General features: G+C 67.3%; 12 protein-coding genes. 9 read left to right on the top strand and 3 right to left on the bottom strand.

Going from position 1 to position 15,077, the window contains the following annotated elements:
- The first annotated feature begins 391 nt into the window (after positions 1–391).
- The 8 genes from B5F85_RS00860 (at position 392) to pflA (ending at position 10,614) form a co-directional block, all read left to right on the top strand.
- The gene (locus tag B5F85_RS00860) at positions 392–1,645 is read left to right on the top strand and encodes a hypothetical protein (protein WP_087313468.1); all 1,254 of its coding nucleotides are present in this window, start codon (positions 392–394) and stop codon (positions 1,643–1,645) included.
- A gap of 47 nt (positions 1,646–1,692) precedes the next feature.
- Positions 1,693–2,928, top strand: a complete 1,236-nt coding sequence (locus B5F85_RS00865; protein ID WP_087313470.1) for an iron-containing alcohol dehydrogenase — start codon at positions 1,693–1,695, stop codon at positions 2,926–2,928.
- Between the two features lie 160 nt (positions 2,929–3,088).
- Positions 3,089–3,733: a DedA family protein gene (locus B5F85_RS00870; protein ID WP_087313472.1), complete on the top strand. Its 645-nt coding sequence runs from the start codon at positions 3,089–3,091 to the stop codon at positions 3,731–3,733.
- A 194-nt stretch (positions 3,734–3,927) separates the two neighbouring features.
- The gene (locus tag B5F85_RS00875; RefSeq protein WP_087313474.1) at positions 3,928–6,414 is read left to right on the top strand and encodes a glycoside hydrolase family 3 C-terminal domain-containing protein; all 2,487 of its coding nucleotides are present in this window, start codon (positions 3,928–3,930) and stop codon (positions 6,412–6,414) included.
- Between the two features lie 51 nt (positions 6,415–6,465).
- Complete coding sequence (locus tag B5F85_RS00880) at positions 6,466–6,957, top strand: GtrA family protein (RefSeq protein ID WP_087313477.1); 492 nt, start codon at positions 6,466–6,468, stop codon at positions 6,955–6,957.
- A gap of 234 nt (positions 6,958–7,191) precedes the next feature.
- Complete coding sequence (pflB, locus tag B5F85_RS00885) at positions 7,192–9,279, top strand: formate C-acetyltransferase (RefSeq protein WP_087313479.1); 2,088 nt, start codon at positions 7,192–7,194, stop codon at positions 9,277–9,279.
- Between the two features lie 77 nt (positions 9,280–9,356).
- Positions 9,357–9,653 carry an autonomous glycyl radical cofactor GrcA3 gene (grcA3, locus tag B5F85_RS00890; protein ID WP_255373635.1) on the top strand — a complete coding sequence of 99 codons (297 nt, stop codon included), beginning with the start codon at positions 9,357–9,359 and terminating at the stop codon, positions 9,651–9,653.
- A gap of 148 nt (positions 9,654–9,801) precedes the next feature.
- A complete protein-coding gene (gene pflA, locus B5F85_RS00895) occupies positions 9,802–10,614 on the top strand; it encodes a pyruvate formate-lyase-activating protein (RefSeq protein WP_204204588.1) in 813 nt (270 codons plus the stop codon).
- Between the two features lie 19 nt (positions 10,615–10,633).
- Here the strand turns inward: pflA and B5F85_RS00900 are convergent, their stop codons facing one another.
- Positions 10,634–11,662, bottom strand: coding sequence for a 3-deoxy-7-phosphoheptulonate synthase (locus tag B5F85_RS00900; RefSeq protein WP_087313483.1), 1,029 nt, complete (start codon positions 11,660–11,662; stop codon positions 10,634–10,636).
- Between the two features lie 391 nt (positions 11,663–12,053).
- On the bottom strand, positions 12,054–12,377 hold the full coding sequence (locus tag B5F85_RS00905) for a DUF6054 family protein (protein WP_239386561.1): 324 nt from the start codon (positions 12,375–12,377) through the stop codon (positions 12,054–12,056).
- 125 nt (positions 12,378–12,502) lie between these two features.
- Between B5F85_RS00905 and B5F85_RS00910 the strand changes: the two genes are divergently transcribed.
- Positions 12,503–13,960 (top strand): C69 family dipeptidase, encoded by a 1,458-nt coding sequence (locus tag B5F85_RS00910; RefSeq protein WP_087313487.1) that lies wholly within the window; start codon positions 12,503–12,505, stop codon positions 13,958–13,960.
- On the opposite strand, the gene B5F85_RS00915 is transcribed toward B5F85_RS00910, so the two are convergent.
- Positions 13,957–14,553, bottom strand: coding sequence for a sugar O-acetyltransferase (locus B5F85_RS00915; RefSeq protein WP_087313489.1), 597 nt, complete (start codon positions 14,551–14,553; stop codon positions 13,957–13,959). The genes B5F85_RS00910 and B5F85_RS00915 overlap by 4 nt on opposite strands.
- Between the last annotated feature and the right edge of the window lie 524 nt (positions 14,554–15,077).

Below are 15,077 nucleotides of genomic sequence, written 5' to 3' on the forward strand. Positions count from 1 at the left end.
CGGCTTATCGTGGGCGAACTTTGGGTCCAAGATAGCCGGCGAGCGTAAGCGCCCGGTAAGCGCCGTGGCAGGTTAGTGCACGGAAGTTGGGCGGTCTTCGCGCAGCGTCGCATGACCGGGCGGTCGCGTGGTCATCCCAACGGCGACGCCCTGAGCGATGCCCCACCAATGCCTCAAATCGCCCCGTCTGACGCCGCCCGCCCTCCCGCTCGTCGCGCTCCGCCGCCCAGGCGCAGGGTCCGACCGCCTGCCGAGAATAACGCGGGTCTCGCACCGCGGCGGCCTCCCATGACCTGCGCGTGTCAGCTCCCCGGGGGACCCCTGGCAGACGCGGGGCCAGCTCCGGGGCGTAGGCTTCCCGCAACCGTTTGTTTGATGCGAAGGAGCCGCCATGAACAGGGACCTCAACCAGACGCTCAACTGCCTCTTCACGCTCGCTCTTCTCGTCCTCAACCGGGAGGAGGACGCCTGGCGCGACAGCTCGCCCGCCTACTCCCGGCAGATGAGGGAGGCCACGCTCGTCACCCTGCGCGACTACGGCCTCGTCAACTACGCGGACGGCAGCGATGGCGTCTTCGTGACCGAGGAGGGCAAGCGCGAGGCGCTCGGGGTGATCAAGTACCTCCAGCTCGCACTCGGACCCGCCCTCGGCGCCACGCACGACGAGATCAGGGGCTCCTGGCCGCGTCTGTTCGCCGACCAGTCCTCCGCGGGCGCGGGCCCGCTCACGATGTCCGAGTTCGTGGCGGCGGTCGCGCCCGGCGGCAGGCTCCCGAGTCCGGCGGGCACGCCCTTCTCGCCCACCGTGCTCGCCGACCCGCCCGCTTCGTACCATCGCGACCAGGCAAGCGAACAGTCGCTTCTGCTCCACCTGCAGCTCGCCCTCAACGAGCGAGGCTCCTACTGCGGGTACTTTGGCGGCTTCTACGGCGAGGCGTACGGGAGCCGCGGCCTCGCCCCGTGCTGGAGAAAGGTCGTGGTGCCCGCCGGGCTCACCTTCCTGGACCTGCACCTCATCATCCAGCGCTGCCTCAGCTGGACGGACGAGCGACCGTTTGGCTTTCTGCTCTCCACCAGTCGGGGCAACCTGCTGATCGGCGAGCCCGACGTGCGTGGCGCCATCGCGCGGCCCCAGACGCGCAAGAAGAAGTTCATGGAGGTGAGGGCCTCGACGATGCGCCTGGGCGACGTCTTCCCGCGGACCCACGAGGCGACCTACGCCTACGGGGAGGGGGCGCCCTGGGAGGTGGCCATACGCGTCCTCGAGACGCACGACGGCCTCACGGGCCTGGGGCCGCAGCTCATCGACGGCGTGGGGGACGCGCCTCCCGAGTGGGTCGTGGGCGCGGACGGGTTTGCCGCGTTCGAGGACGAGCTCTACCGCAGCAGCCGCAACGTCATCCGGGCGCTCTCCGAGGCGTCCGAGAAGAACTTCGCGCCATTTGCCCTCGGGGTCGCGCGGGAACGGCTCGCCGGCTTCGAGCAGGACCGTGCCCGCTGGCAGACGCTTCTCGACGATCTTGCCGAGAAGGGCGCACCCCCGCAGCTCGACGACGATGATGACCTCAGCCGCTTTGCCGGCTACGAGACCTGCGAGGATCCCGTCGAGCTTGACGACGACGCCTACGACGATCTCCCCCGGTAGGGCCTCGACGCGGTAAGCTCTTCTCGGCATCCGTCGAAAGGACCCGCATGAACGACTTCACGTTCCTCCTCCCCACCAAGTTCGTCTTTGGTCGCGGCGTCACCGACCGCGTGGGCGCAGAGCTCGCCGCCGCGGGCTACCGTCACGCGCTCGTGATCTACGGGCAGGGCTCGGTCATCCGCACCGGCACCCTCGACCGCGTGCTCGCCACGCTCGACGCCGAGGGCATAGAGCACACCGAGCTCGGCGGCGTCCGGCCCAACCCCGAGGTCGGCCTCGTGAGGGAGGGCGTCGCGCTCGCGCGGGAGTGCGGGGCGGACCTCGTCCTCGCCGTGGGCGGCGGCTCGGTCATCGACACCGCCAAGGCCGTCGCCGTGGGAGTCCCCTACGAGGGCGACGTGTGGGACCTCTTTGCCAAGCGCGCGAAGATCGTCGCCGAGGGCAAGCTGCCCGTGACGTGCGTGCTCACCATTCCCGCCGCGGGCTCCGAGTCCTCGGCGAGCTGCGTCATCTCCAACGACGAGCTCAAGCTCAAGCGCGGGCTCTCGAGCGAGCTGCACCGCCCGGTCGTGGCCTTCATGGACCCCGAGCTCGCCTTCACCCTGCCCGCGTACCAGATCGCTGCCGGCGTCACGGACATGATCGCCCACATCATGGAGCGCTACTTCTCGAGCGTGGGCCCGGTCCCGGTGACCGACAACATCGCCTGCGGCATCATCCACGCGCTCGTCGAGGAGGCGCCGCGCGCCCTCGCAGACCCGCGCGACTACGACGCGCAGGCCAACATCATGTGGGCGAGCACCCTCGCGCACAACGACATCGCCGGCGTGGGGCGCAACGCAGTTGCCGGCGGGCGCGCGGGCGGCTGGGAGTGCCACGGTCTCGAGCACGAGCTCTCCGCTCACCACACCGGCATCACCCACGGCGCCGGCCTCGCCGTGGTCTTCCCCGCGTGGATGCGCTACGTGTGGCGCAGCGCCCCGGAGCGCTTCCTGTCCTTCGGCCGCTCCGTCTTTGGCATCGAACCGGTGGACGCGGAGGCAGACGGCGTGGACGTCACGCCCGAGGAGGCCGTCGCGGACGCCGTGACCGCCACAATCGACGAGCTGCAGGCCTTCTTCGTCTCGATGGGCATGCCGCGCACCCTCGGCGAGCTCGGCGTCACGGCAGACGACATCCCCGCCCTGCTCGAGACCCTCGAGCAGAACAAGGGCGCGGTCTTTGGCGACCTCCAGCCCCTCACGATGGACGACGCCCGCGCGATCTACGAGTCCTGCCTGTAGCGGGCGGCGCGCCCTTCTCGCCCGGCGTTGAGTGGGCCGGCAGCCGACGTCCCAAAGCGTCCGCGGCCGGCCCGCACTTCTGTTCATACCTTGATTTTCCCCCTCCACGCCCCCGCCCGGCGATAATGGAAACGTTGTGCCGCCTCGACAAGGGAGTCCCATGGAGGACCTGTTCACCAACCTCATCAGCCAGTTCGGCTACATCGGCGTGTGGTTCCTCATCTTCTTCGAGAACGTCTTCCCGCCCATCCCGAGCGAGCTCATCCTGCCGCTCTCGGGCTTCTTCACCACCACGACCGACCTCACGCTCCCCGGCATGATCATCGCCGCGACCGTGGGCTCGATCACCGGCGCCTACATCCTCTACGGCGTGGGCCGCATCCTCTCGCGCGAGCGCCTCATGACCTTCTTTGGCACGCGCCCGATGCGCCTTTTGGGCTTCAAGCCCGAGGACATCTCGAGCGCCGTGGACTGGTTCGACCGCAAGGGCCAGGTCACGGTCCTCATCTGCCGCTGCATCCCCGTGGTGCGCAGCCTCATCTCCATCCCCGCCGGCACCGCCAAGATGAACGTCCTCAAGTTCTCGCTCTACACACTCCTGGGCTCCGCGGTGTGGAACACCGTGCTCTGCTCGCTCGGCGCCGCCGCCGGCAGCGCGTGGGAGACGGTCACCGAGCAGGCCGAGTGGGTCTCCGACGTGGTCAAGTACGTGATCATCGCCATCGTCGTCGTGGTGGTCATCTTCTGGGTGGTCAAGCGCATCATCCCTGCCCTGCGCGAGGGCACAGGCGAGAAGGACGCGTAGATCGCCAGACCCGCCGCACCCAAGAGACCCCGGTGCCAGACATGCGCCGAGCGAGAGCCGGCGGCGAGCGTCTCACTGCCAAACGTCGCGCCACCCGCCAAACGTGTCGCGTGGCGCGCTGATTGTGTCACGGCGCCGCCTCCCCCTCCCCGACCCCCTATCATCGACGGTAGGGACCGCCCGGAGGAGGACGCATGAGGCACGCAGACATCATCGCCAGGCTCACGCTCGAGCAGAAGTGCGTCTTGCTGCAGGGCGCCAAGCCCTTCGGCACCTGGCCGCTCGATCGCGCGGGAGTCCCGCAGATGGAGTTCTCGGACGGCCCGTCCGGCGTGCGCCACCAGGCCGGCGAGCACGCCGACCACCTGGGGCTCTCCGGATCGGAGCCCGCCACCTGCTTCCCCACTGCCGTGACCATGGCAAACACCTGGGACGAGGAGCTCGAGGAGCGCGTCGGCGCGGCAATGGGCCAGGAGGCCGCCGTCCAGAAGGTGGGCACGCTGCTCGCGCCGGGACTGTGCATCAAGCGCAACCCGCTCTGCGGCCGCAACTTCGAGTACTTCTCAGAGGACCCGCTGGTCTCCGGCAAGATGGCCGCCGCCTTCGTTCGCGGCGTCCAGTCAAACGGCATCGCCGCCTGCCCCAAGCACTTTGCCGTGAACAGCCAGGAGACGCGCCGTCAGGCGTCCGACTCCGTGCTGGACGAGCGCACGCTGCGTGAGATCTACCTCGCGGGCTTTGAGACCGTGGTGCGCGAGAGCGCGCCCCAGACCATCATGACCTCCTACAACCTCGTGAACGGCACCTATGCCAACGAGAACAAGCACCTGCTCAAGGACATCCTGCGCGACGAGTGGGGCTTCGACGGCGCCGTCGTCACGGACTGGGGCGGCTCCAACGACCACGCGGCGGGCGTGGCGGCGGGCTCCACCTTTGAGATGCCGGCGCCGGGCCTCGGCGAGGCGCGCCAGCTCATCGAGGCCGTCCGCTCCGGCAGGTTGGCCGAGAAGGACGTGGACGAGCGCGTCGACGAGGCCATCGAGCTCGTGCTCGCCACGCGCGCCGGCCTGGAAGCGGCGCCGGCGGCCTTTGACGCCGAGGCCCACCACGCCCTCGCCCGCGAGGCCGCCGCGGAGGGCTGCGTCCTGCTCAAGAACGAGGGAGGCCTCCTGCCGCTCGCGCCGCGAACCCGCGTGGCCCTGATCGGCGACTTTGCCAAGACGCCGCGCTACCAGGGAGCCGGCTCCTCCGCGGTCAACTCCACGCGCGTGGACAGCCTGCTCGACCTCGTGGGTGAGACGGAGCTCGAGCTCGCGGGCTACGAGCCCGGCTTCGAGCGCCACGGCGGCGAGAACCGCGCCAAGCTCGACGCCGCCCTCGACCTCGCGCGCCACGCAGATGTGGTCCTTCTTGCCCTGGGGCTCGACGAGATTGCGGAGACCGAGGGCGCCGAGCGGCGCACCATGGCGCTCAACGCCAACCAGGTCGAGCTCGTCCGCGCCGTGGCCCAGGTCAACCCGCGCGTCACCGTGCTGCTCTCCGCGGGCTCGGTCGTGGAGTCCGGGTGGATGGCCGACGTTCCCGCCGTGCTCTACTGCGCGCTCGGCGGCCAGGCAGGCGCGGGCGGGGCGCTCGACGTGGTCTGCGGTCGCGTGTGCCCCTCCGGCAAGCTCACGGAGACCTGGCCGCGGCGCCTGGCGGACGTCCCCTCCTCCGCCAGCTACCCCGCCGAGGGCCTGCGCGCGGAGTATCGCGAAGGCCTCTACGTGGGGTACCGCTACTTCCAGACGGCGAACGTTCCTGTGGCCTTCCCGTTTGGCTTCGGCCTCTCCTACACCAACTTTGCCTACTCCGACCTCAAGGCCACCGATCACGGCGCGACCTTCACGGTCACCAACACGGGCTCGTGTGCTGGTGCCGAGGTGGCCCAGCTCTACGTGGCCAAGCCCGAGCACGAGGTCTTCCGGCCGGAGCAGGAGCTCCGCGGCTTCGCGCGCGTCGAGCTCGCCCCGGGCGAGTCCCGCACGGTGGAGATCGAGCTCGACGAGCGCGCCTTCTCCTACTTCAACGTGGCGACCGGCCGCTGGGAAATCGAGGGGGGCATCTACGAGATTCGCGTGGGGGCCTCGAGCGAGGACATCCGCCTGGTCGCAGAGGTCGAACTCGCCGGGACCGGCGCGCCCGACCCCTACGAGGGCGTCGACGTGACCCCGTACGAGACTGCCGACGTGACCGACGTGGACGACGCGCACTTCTCAGCCCTTCTCGGCCGCCCCGTGCCCGACGATGCTCCGCGCATAGAGCCCAACATGTGCTTCCGCGACCTCAACTACGGACGCTCCGCCATCCTCTGGGCAGTGTGGCTGGTCCTGAGGTCGCGCGTGCGCGCCATGGAGCGCAGCGGGGTCTCCGACATCAACACCCTCTTCATCTGGAACATGCCCCTGCGCGCCATGGGCATCATGACGGGCGGCATCACCGACAAGGGCGTGGTCGACGCGCTGCTGCGCGAGGTCCGCGGCTTCGGCTGGGGCGGCGCCGTCCTTCTCGTCCTGGCTCTCGCGCTGGGCTGGGGCCCGCTGGTCGGGTGCCTGCTGTGGCTCGCGTGGATCGTCGTGCCCCTCGTGGGGGCGGCTCTCCTCAACCTCGTCCGCAACGCCGCCCTTGCCCGCAAGCTCTAGACGTGGCAAAGGGGCAGTCCCTTCGTCACACTACGAAGGAAGGATCGCATCATGAGCTTCAAGAGCTGGACCGAGAATCACCAGGGCATCTGGGAGTTCATCAAGTTCAACGTCCTCTCCAACATCTCGACCATCGTGCGCATCGCGCTGACCGCCGCGGGCACCGCCCTGTTTGTGGAGGCGCTCGGGATGACCGAGCCCTTCCAGTTCCTCATCTTTGACTACCGCGACGCCGGCGTGGGCGCCTTCGTGACGTTTCTGATCGCCGAGGTCATGGCGCAGGTCGTGAACTTCTTCGTGCAGATGAAGCTCGTCTTCAAGTCCGACGCCAGCTTCCGTGACACCGCCTGGAAATACGCCGTGCTCGCCGTGGTCATCGTCGTCGTGAACCTGCTGCTGCCCAACTACGTGATGAACTTCTGCCAGCAGAGCCTCGGCATCGACGCCACGCTCGCCGGCACCATCGCCTCGGTGGTCAACACGCTGCTCGCCGTGGTGGTGAGCTTCCCGGTCCTCAAGTTCTGGATCGCACCGGGCAAGTAGGCGCCGGCCGCCGGCCGCAGCCGGGTTTGGGCACGAGCCCGGTATAGCCGCATACCACTACAGGTTGATGCCAGAGGTTCTTCTCGGCACAAGATGCTGTGTTTTACTGTGTAGTTTGCAAGGTGACAGCCTAGGCTAACTTATTCTCATCACAAATCCTTGACACATCTGGTAGTTTGAAGTGTGCCGTTACCCAAACGGCGACACAACGACCACGTCAAAGGAGCGTGAGCAGTGAGTCAGGAAGCATGGCAGGGCTTTGTGGGTGGCAACTGGGAGCACGAGATCGACGTTCGTGACTTCATCCAGAAGAACTACACCCCCTACGACGGCGACGAGTCCTTCCTCGCCGGCCCCACGGAGAACACGACCAAGCTCTGGGATGAGGTCATGGACCTCTTCCAGCAGGAGCGCGAGGCCGGCGGCGTCCTCGACATGGACACCGACCTCGTCTCCACGATCATCTCCCACCCCGCGGGCTACATCGACCAGGGCCTCGAGAAGATCGTGGGCCTTCAGACCGAGAAGCCGCTCAAGCGCGCCCTCATGGTCAACGGCGGCATCCGCATGGCCGTTGCCGCGTGCAAGCAGAACGGCTACGAGGTCGACCCGGAGATCGTGAACATCTACACGAACTACCGCAAGACCCACAACGCCGGCGTCTTTGACTGCTACACGCCCGAGATGCGCGCGTGCCGTCACAGCCACATCATCACCGGCCTGCCCGACGCCTACGGCCGCGGCCGCATCATCGGCGACTACCGCCGCGTCGCCCTCTACGGCGTCGACCGCCTCATCGAGGAGAAGAAGGCCGAGCACGCCGGCACCCAGAAGACCATGAACGAGGCCACCATCCGCCACCGCGAGGAGCTCGCGGAGCAGATCCGTGCCCTCCAGGAGCTCAACCAGCTCGGCAAGATCTACGGCTTCGACATCTCCAAGCCGGCCAAGAACTTCCAGGAGGCCGTGCAGTGGCTGTACTTCGGCTACCTCGCCGCGGTCAAGGAGCAGAACGGCGCCGCCATGTCCATCGGCCGCAACTCCACGTTCCTGGACATCTACGCCGAGCGCGACCTCAAGAACGGCACGCTCACCGAGGCCGAGGCGCAGGAGATCATCGACCACCTGGTCATGAAGCTGCGCATGGTCAAGTTCGCGCGCACCCCCGAGTACAACGAGCTGTTCTCCGGCGACCCGCAGTGGGTCACGGAGTCCATCGGCGGCATGGGCGTCGACGGCCGCTCCATGGTCACCAAGACCGCCTTCCGTTACCTCCACACCCTCGAGAACATGGGCACCAGCCCCGAGCCCAACCTCACGGTGCTCTGGTCCACGCGCCTGCCCGAGGCCTTCAAGCGCTACTGCGCCAAGATCTCCATCACCACCAGCTCCATCCAGTACGAGAACGACGACCTCATGCGCGTCTACCACGGCGACGACTACGCAATCGCGTGCTGCGTGTCCTCCATGCGCATCGGCAAGGAGATGCAGTTCTTCGGCGCCCGCGCCAACCTCGCCAAGTGCCTCCTGTACGCCATCAACGGCGGCCGCGACGAGAAGACCGGCGAGCAGGTCGGCCCGAGGTTCCGTCCGGTTGAGGGCGACTACCTCGACTACGACGACGTCATCACCAAGTACCGCGACATGATGCAGTGGCTGGCCGAGGTCTACGTCAACTCCCTCAACATCATCCACTACATGCACGACAAGTACTGCTACGAGCGCCTGCAGATGGCCCTGCACGACGAGCACGTCCACCGCTGGTTCGCCACGGGCATCGCCGGCCTCTCCGTCGTGGCCGACTCCCTCTCCGCGATCAAGTACGCGAAGGTCAAGGTCATCCGCGACGAGACCGGCCTCGTGACCGACTACCAGGTCGAGGGCGACTTCCCCAAGTACGGCAACGACGACGACCGCGTGGACCAGATCGCCCACGACGTGGTCGAGGTCTTCATGAAGTACGTCCGCGAGACCGACACCTACCGCAACTCCGTTCCCACGACCTCGATCCTCACGATCACCTCGAACGTGGTCTACGGCAACGCCACCGGCAACACGCCCGACGGCCGTCGCGCCGGCGAGCCGTTCGCCCCGGGCGCCAACCCGATGCACCGTCGTGACACCCACGGCGCCGTCGCCTCGCTGGCCTCCGTCGCCAAGCTCCCGTTCAAGGACGCCCAGGACGGCATCTCCAACACGTTCTCCATCGTGCCCAACGCCCTCGGCAAGGATGGCGAGGTCATGTTCGGCGAGCTCGACCTCGACGCTCTCGGCGTTGACATCCAGATCGAGAACCCGGCCCCGGACTGCGGCTGCTGCTAGACCTGTAAGTTGGGGGCAGTCCCCAATTTGCAGATTCGGTAATTGTCACCGTCTGAGTGGCAATTATCGAGTACACTGTGAGAAACAGGGGGTCGCCCCTCGCGGGCGACCCATACGAGAAAGGAACTCACATGAGCGCTTCTGCCGAGCAGGTCGATAACCTCGTCAGCATGATCGACGGCTATGTCGAGGAGGGCGGCCACCACCTCAACGTCAACGTCTTCACCAAGGAGACCCTGCTTGACGCCCAGGCCCACCCCGAGAAGTACCCGCAGCTCACCATTCGCGTCTCCGGCTACGCGGTGAAGTTCAACTCCCTCACCAAGAAGCAGCAGGACGACGTCATCTCCCGTACCTTCCACGAGGCGATGTAAGGTCAACCTGACCTGTCCGTAAGGCGGGCGGGGAGGTTGCTTCGCAAAGTGCTTCGCGCCTCTGGCGCTCAGATACTTTGCTCCGCAACCTCCCCGCCCGCTTCTGTCTATCATGGTTGTATGACGAATCTGGGTGGAAGGTGCGGATGTGACTGTGGGAACCGAGGATCGTGCTCGCGACGTTGACGTGGGCGGAAGGGTGCACTCAACCGAGAGCTTTGGCACGGTGGACGGGCCCGGCACGCGGTTCGTGGTGTTCTGCCAGGGCTGCCCGATGCGCTGTCAGTACTGCCACAACCCCGACACCTGGGAGTTCGCCCGCGCCGACGGCACCGGTCCCGGCACCAGCGTGACCGTGGGCGAGCTGCTCGAGCGCTACGAGCGCAACCGCCCGTTCTACAAGCGCGGCGGCATCACCGTCACCGGCGGCGAGCCGATGGCCCAGCCCGACTTCGTCGCGGCGCTGTTCCGCGCCGCCCACGCGGCGCCGGCCGGGCGCATCCACACCTGCCTGGACACCTCCGGGGCAACCTACTCCGCCGCGGGCGCCGCGCGCTTCTCCGAGCTGCTCGACGCCACCGACATGGTGCTCCTGGACATCAAGACCTCCGACGCGGCTCGCCACGAGGAGCTCTGCGGCCTGCCCGCAAGCCATGCCCTCGAGCTCGGAGACGAGCTCGCGCGCCGGCGCATCCCCACGCTGATCCGCCACGTGGTCGTCCCCGGCATCACCGACTCCGAGGAGGAGGTCGCCGCAGTGGGCCGCATCATCGGGAACTGGGACAACGTCGTGGGGCTCGACCTGCTCCCCTACCACACGATGGGCAAGCCCAAGTACGAGAAGCTCGGGCTGGAGTACCCGCTCAAGGGCGTGCCCGCGATGAAGCCGGCGCGCGCCAAGGAGCTGCGCCAGATCGCACTCGACGCCCGCGCCGCCCGTCGCGCCGAGCGCGGCAGGTAGGCCGGACGCCCGGGCGTCGCTACGCGCGCTCGGCGATCTCCTTCACGAGGCGCTCGGTCTTCTCCCAGCCCAGGCACGCGTCCGTGATGGACTGGCCGTAGGTGGACCCGGTGACCGGCTGGTTGCCGTCCACGAGGTAGGACTCGACCATGAAGCCGCGCACGAGACGACGGATCGTGTCCGAACGGCTCATCGAGTCGAGGACCTCGTGGCAGATGCGAATCTGCTGGAACGGCCGCTTGCCCGAGTTGTCGTGGTTGCAGTCGATGACCGCGGCGGGGTTCTCAAAGCTCGCCGCCGTATACTTCTCCGCCAGGCGCTCGAGGTACTCGTAGTGATAGTTGGGGTAGTTGATGCCGTCGAGGCCCACGTAGCCACGCAGCACGGCGTGGGCGAGCGGGTTGCCCGTTGTCGAGACCTCCCAGTTTCGGAAGATGAAGGTCTGCGGCTGCTGGGCGGCATAGATGGAGTTGAGCATGACGTCGGTGGAGCCACCCGTGGGATTCTTCATGCCCACGGGCATGGGGACGCCGGAGGCCACCAGGCGGTGCTCCTGGTTCTCGACGGAGCGCGCGCCCACCGCGATGTATGCCAGAAGGTCGATGAGGTACTGGTAGTTGGTGGGATAGAGCATCTCGTCCGCGGTGAAGAGGCCCGTCTCCTCCACCACGCGCAGGTGCATGCGACGGATTGCCTTGACGCCCTCGAGCAGGTCGTCCGCCGCCTCCGGGTTGGGGTTGTGCAGCAGGCCCTTGTAGCCCGTGCCCTTGGTGCGCGGTTTGTTGGTGTAGACGCGCGGGATGACGACGAGGCGGTCCTTGACGGTCTCGGCGAGGGCGGCCAGGCGGGTGGCGTAGTCCAGCACCGAGTCCTCGCGGTCGGCCGAGCACGGGCCGATGATGAGCAGCAGGCGCTCGTCACGTCCGGAGAGAACGTCGGCGACGCTCCTGTCGAAGTCGGCCTTGCGGGCGGTCATCTCGGCAGAGAGCGGCATCTCGGCTCGAATGTCCTTGGGGATGGGCAGGAGACGCTTGAACTTCATGGACATGGGTACCTCCGGGCGTGTGAAACGTGCCCGTATAGTATCGCGCGCCCAGGGGCGCGCCGCAACGGAGCGTCACGCGCGGGCAATATCACGGCCACAGACGAGGCGCGATCGGCACGCTGCGGAAGGAGACTGCAAAAGCGCTCTACGATCCATATTCCGCTGCCCGTGAAAGCAAAAGCCGTCTTCGATCCATGGAAAAATCGGCCTCGGCGCCTTGCCGCAAACGCCTTCGAGGGCGTTTGCGCAGGATTCGCTCACCGGCAACGTTCTCATGCCGGCCAAATTGCCGAAAAACTCATGGATCGAAGCCCGCTTTTGTTTTCCGGAGCCGGCAAATATGGATCGGAGACCTGTTTTGCAGACGTGCCTGCCGCGGGAAAGGGCCGTCGCGCTACGCGTACCCCAGGTCGCGCATCTGTCGGCGGAAGTCCTCCTCGAAGTCCTGCCGCGCACCCCAGTTGAAGTTGAGCAGGCCGTCTCCGGCACCCGACGCCACCGCATCCACGCGCGAGGACTCGGCGTCGCCCGAGACCATGACCGTGAGGCTCGCAAAGCTCCCGATTCGCATGAAATACTTCTCCGCCACGATCACGCGCACGGAGCAGTCATCCCACGTGCGACCCATCTCGCCCGCCTGCTCCACGGTCGTGCCCAGACGCCCGATGGCCTGCGACGCCATGCTCGTCGCAGCGGAGACGCCGATCTTGGCGCTCATGCTGATCACGGGTCCTCCCCTCCTCGGCAAACGGGGACGATCTCAGTCTGGCATATCGCTAAGATGGTGGCGACGCAGATGACGGCGCGTCGGCGAGCGGCGCCGAGGCGCGCGAAGGAGGACCCATGCCCTGCACCACCATTCTCGTTGGCAAGAAGGCCAGCTACGACGGATCCACGATTGTCGCCCGCAACGAGGACTCGTCCAACGGCGAGTTCTGCCCCAAGCGCTTCGTCGCACGCGAGGCCCCTGCCGCCGGCACCGTCTACAGAAGCGTCCTCTCGCACCTCGAGATCGAGCTCCCCGAGCCCGGCATGCGCTACACGGCGCTTCCCAACGCCGACCTCAAGGAGGGCCTCTGGGAGGAGGCCGGCTTCAACGAGCGCAACGTCGGGATGAGCGCCACGGAGACCATCACCTCAAACGAGCGCGTGCTCGCGGCCGACCCGCTCGTGCGCTACGACGCCGAGGCGGGCACGCCCGGCGGCATCGGCGAGGAGGACATGGTCACCCTCGTGCTCCCCTACGCCACGAGCGCCCGCGACGGCGTCATGCGCCTGGGCGCGCTGCTCGAGCGCTACGGCACCTACGAGATGAACGGCGTCGCCTTCTCCGACGCCGACGAGATCTGGTGGCTCGAGACCGTGGGCGGCCACCACTGGATCGCGCGGCGCGTGCCCGACGACTCCTACGTCACGATGCCCAACCAGCTGGGCATCGACGACTTCGACCTCGACGACGCCTTCGGCGCCCAGGAGGAGAGCCTCTGCTCGGCGGACCTGCGCGAGTGGATGGCAACAAACCATCTCGACCTCACCATCGGCATGCGCGGCGCGCACTTCAATCCGCGCGACACCTTCGGCAGCCACTCGGACTCCGACCACGTCTACAACACGCCGCGCGCCTGGGCCATGCAGCGCTTTCTCAACCCGCACGCCGGCAACTGGAACACGGCCGCGCCCGCCGAGGACTTTGGCCCCGAGAGCGACTGCCTGCCCTGGTGCCGAGAGCCCGAGCGCAAGATCACGATCGAGGACGTCAAGTACGTGCTGTCGCTCCACTACCAGGGCACGCCGTACGACCCCTACGGCTCCGCGGGCACCGAGGCCACGCGCGGCCGCTACCGCCCGATCGGCATCAACCGCAACAGCCAGCTCGCGGTGCTCCAGCTGCGCCCCTACGTGCCGGCGGAGCGCGCGGCGCTGCAGTGGGTCGCGTACGGCTCCAACGCCTTCAACGCGCTCGTGCCGCTCTACGCGGGCGTCACCGAGACGCCTGCCTACTTCGAGGACACGACCACGCGTGTAACCAGCGAGAACTTCTATTGGGCCAACCGCCTCGTCGGCGCGCTCGCCGACGCCGCCTACGGGGCGTGCCTGCCGCACGTCGAGCGCTACCAGGAGGCCCTCACGGCTCGCTGCGCCGCGATGGTGCGCGCCTGCGACGAGCAGGGCGGCGACCTCGTGGCCTGCAACGCCGCCATCGCCAACGAGTGCCGCCGTCAGACCGAGGGCCTTCTCGACAAGGTGCTCTACGAGGCGAGCATGCGGATGCGAAACGGCTTCTCACGCAGCGACAACTAGCCTCTGTCGAGCGGCGTGAGCGCGAGACGGTCGTCCGGCCCCACCGCGCGGATAACGCGGCACGGGACGCCCGCCGCGAGCATGCCCGCGGGTACGTCGCGCGTGACCACGCTGCCCGCCCCGATGACGGCCCCGTCGCCGATGGTCACGCCGCCGCAGACGGTGACGTTGGCGCCGAGCCACACGTTGTCGCCAATGGTGATGGGCGCCGAGGTCTGGATGCCCTCCACGCGCTGCTCGGGGTCCACGGCATGGCCCGCACAGGCGAGCACGCAGCCTGGCGCGATGAATGTTCCCTCGCCGATGCGGATGGGCGAGGTGTCGAGAAGGACGCAGTTGTAGTTCACGAGCGCAAACCCGCGGAAGTGGACGTTGAAGCCGTAGTCGCAGCGAAAGACGGGCTTGACCGTGGCGCGCGGGTGCCAGGTGCCGAAGAGCTCGCCCAGGATGGCGGCGCGGCCATCGACGTCCGTCGGGTCCAACTGGTTGAAGCGCCAGCAGAGCTTCTGCGCGCGAGCCTGCAGGTGGTTGGGCACGTCGAGGTAGCTCACGGCATAGGGCTCGTCCGAGCGCATGAGTTCGAGCGCGGTCATGGCGGCTCCGTTCCCGCTTGATGCGAGGATCCGAGGATGCGGGTCATTTCGCACCTCAGTGTAGCGGAGCGGGCGGAGAGCCCGCTCGTCCCTCGCGCCTACCTTCATGGCGACGTTGGCTCGAGAGGTCGTCCGACGGCGTTCCGTACGTGCGCCTCGTTGGTTCGTCGGGCACCAACGCCGCCCACGACGAGTGCAAGACCGCTCGCCGATAGATGCGTGCGTGAGGCGTCCTCCTTGGCCAGCCCCACCTGCGGGGCGAAGCTCCACGTCAGCCGCAAGGCAGACGGGCGACTCATTGGCTCGATACACTCGAAGCATAACGGTATAGCACGATTTTTGCAGTGTTTTTATGTTCATACAGCTTAGAAACGGGTCATAATGGAAGACGGACCGGAGTTTGAGCGGAACCGCAGGAAAAACGAGTCGAACTTCAAGAAGCACGGAGTTACCTTTTGGGAGGCGCGCGAAATCTGGAACGATCCCCTGCACTATCGCGTCAAGGTGGCAGATGATCCCGAGAA

The sequence above is a fragment of the Olsenella sp. An293 genome, from assembly GCF_002159495.1.
In the GTDB taxonomy this organism is placed as follows: domain Bacteria; phylum Actinomycetota; class Coriobacteriia; order Coriobacteriales; family Atopobiaceae; genus Thermophilibacter.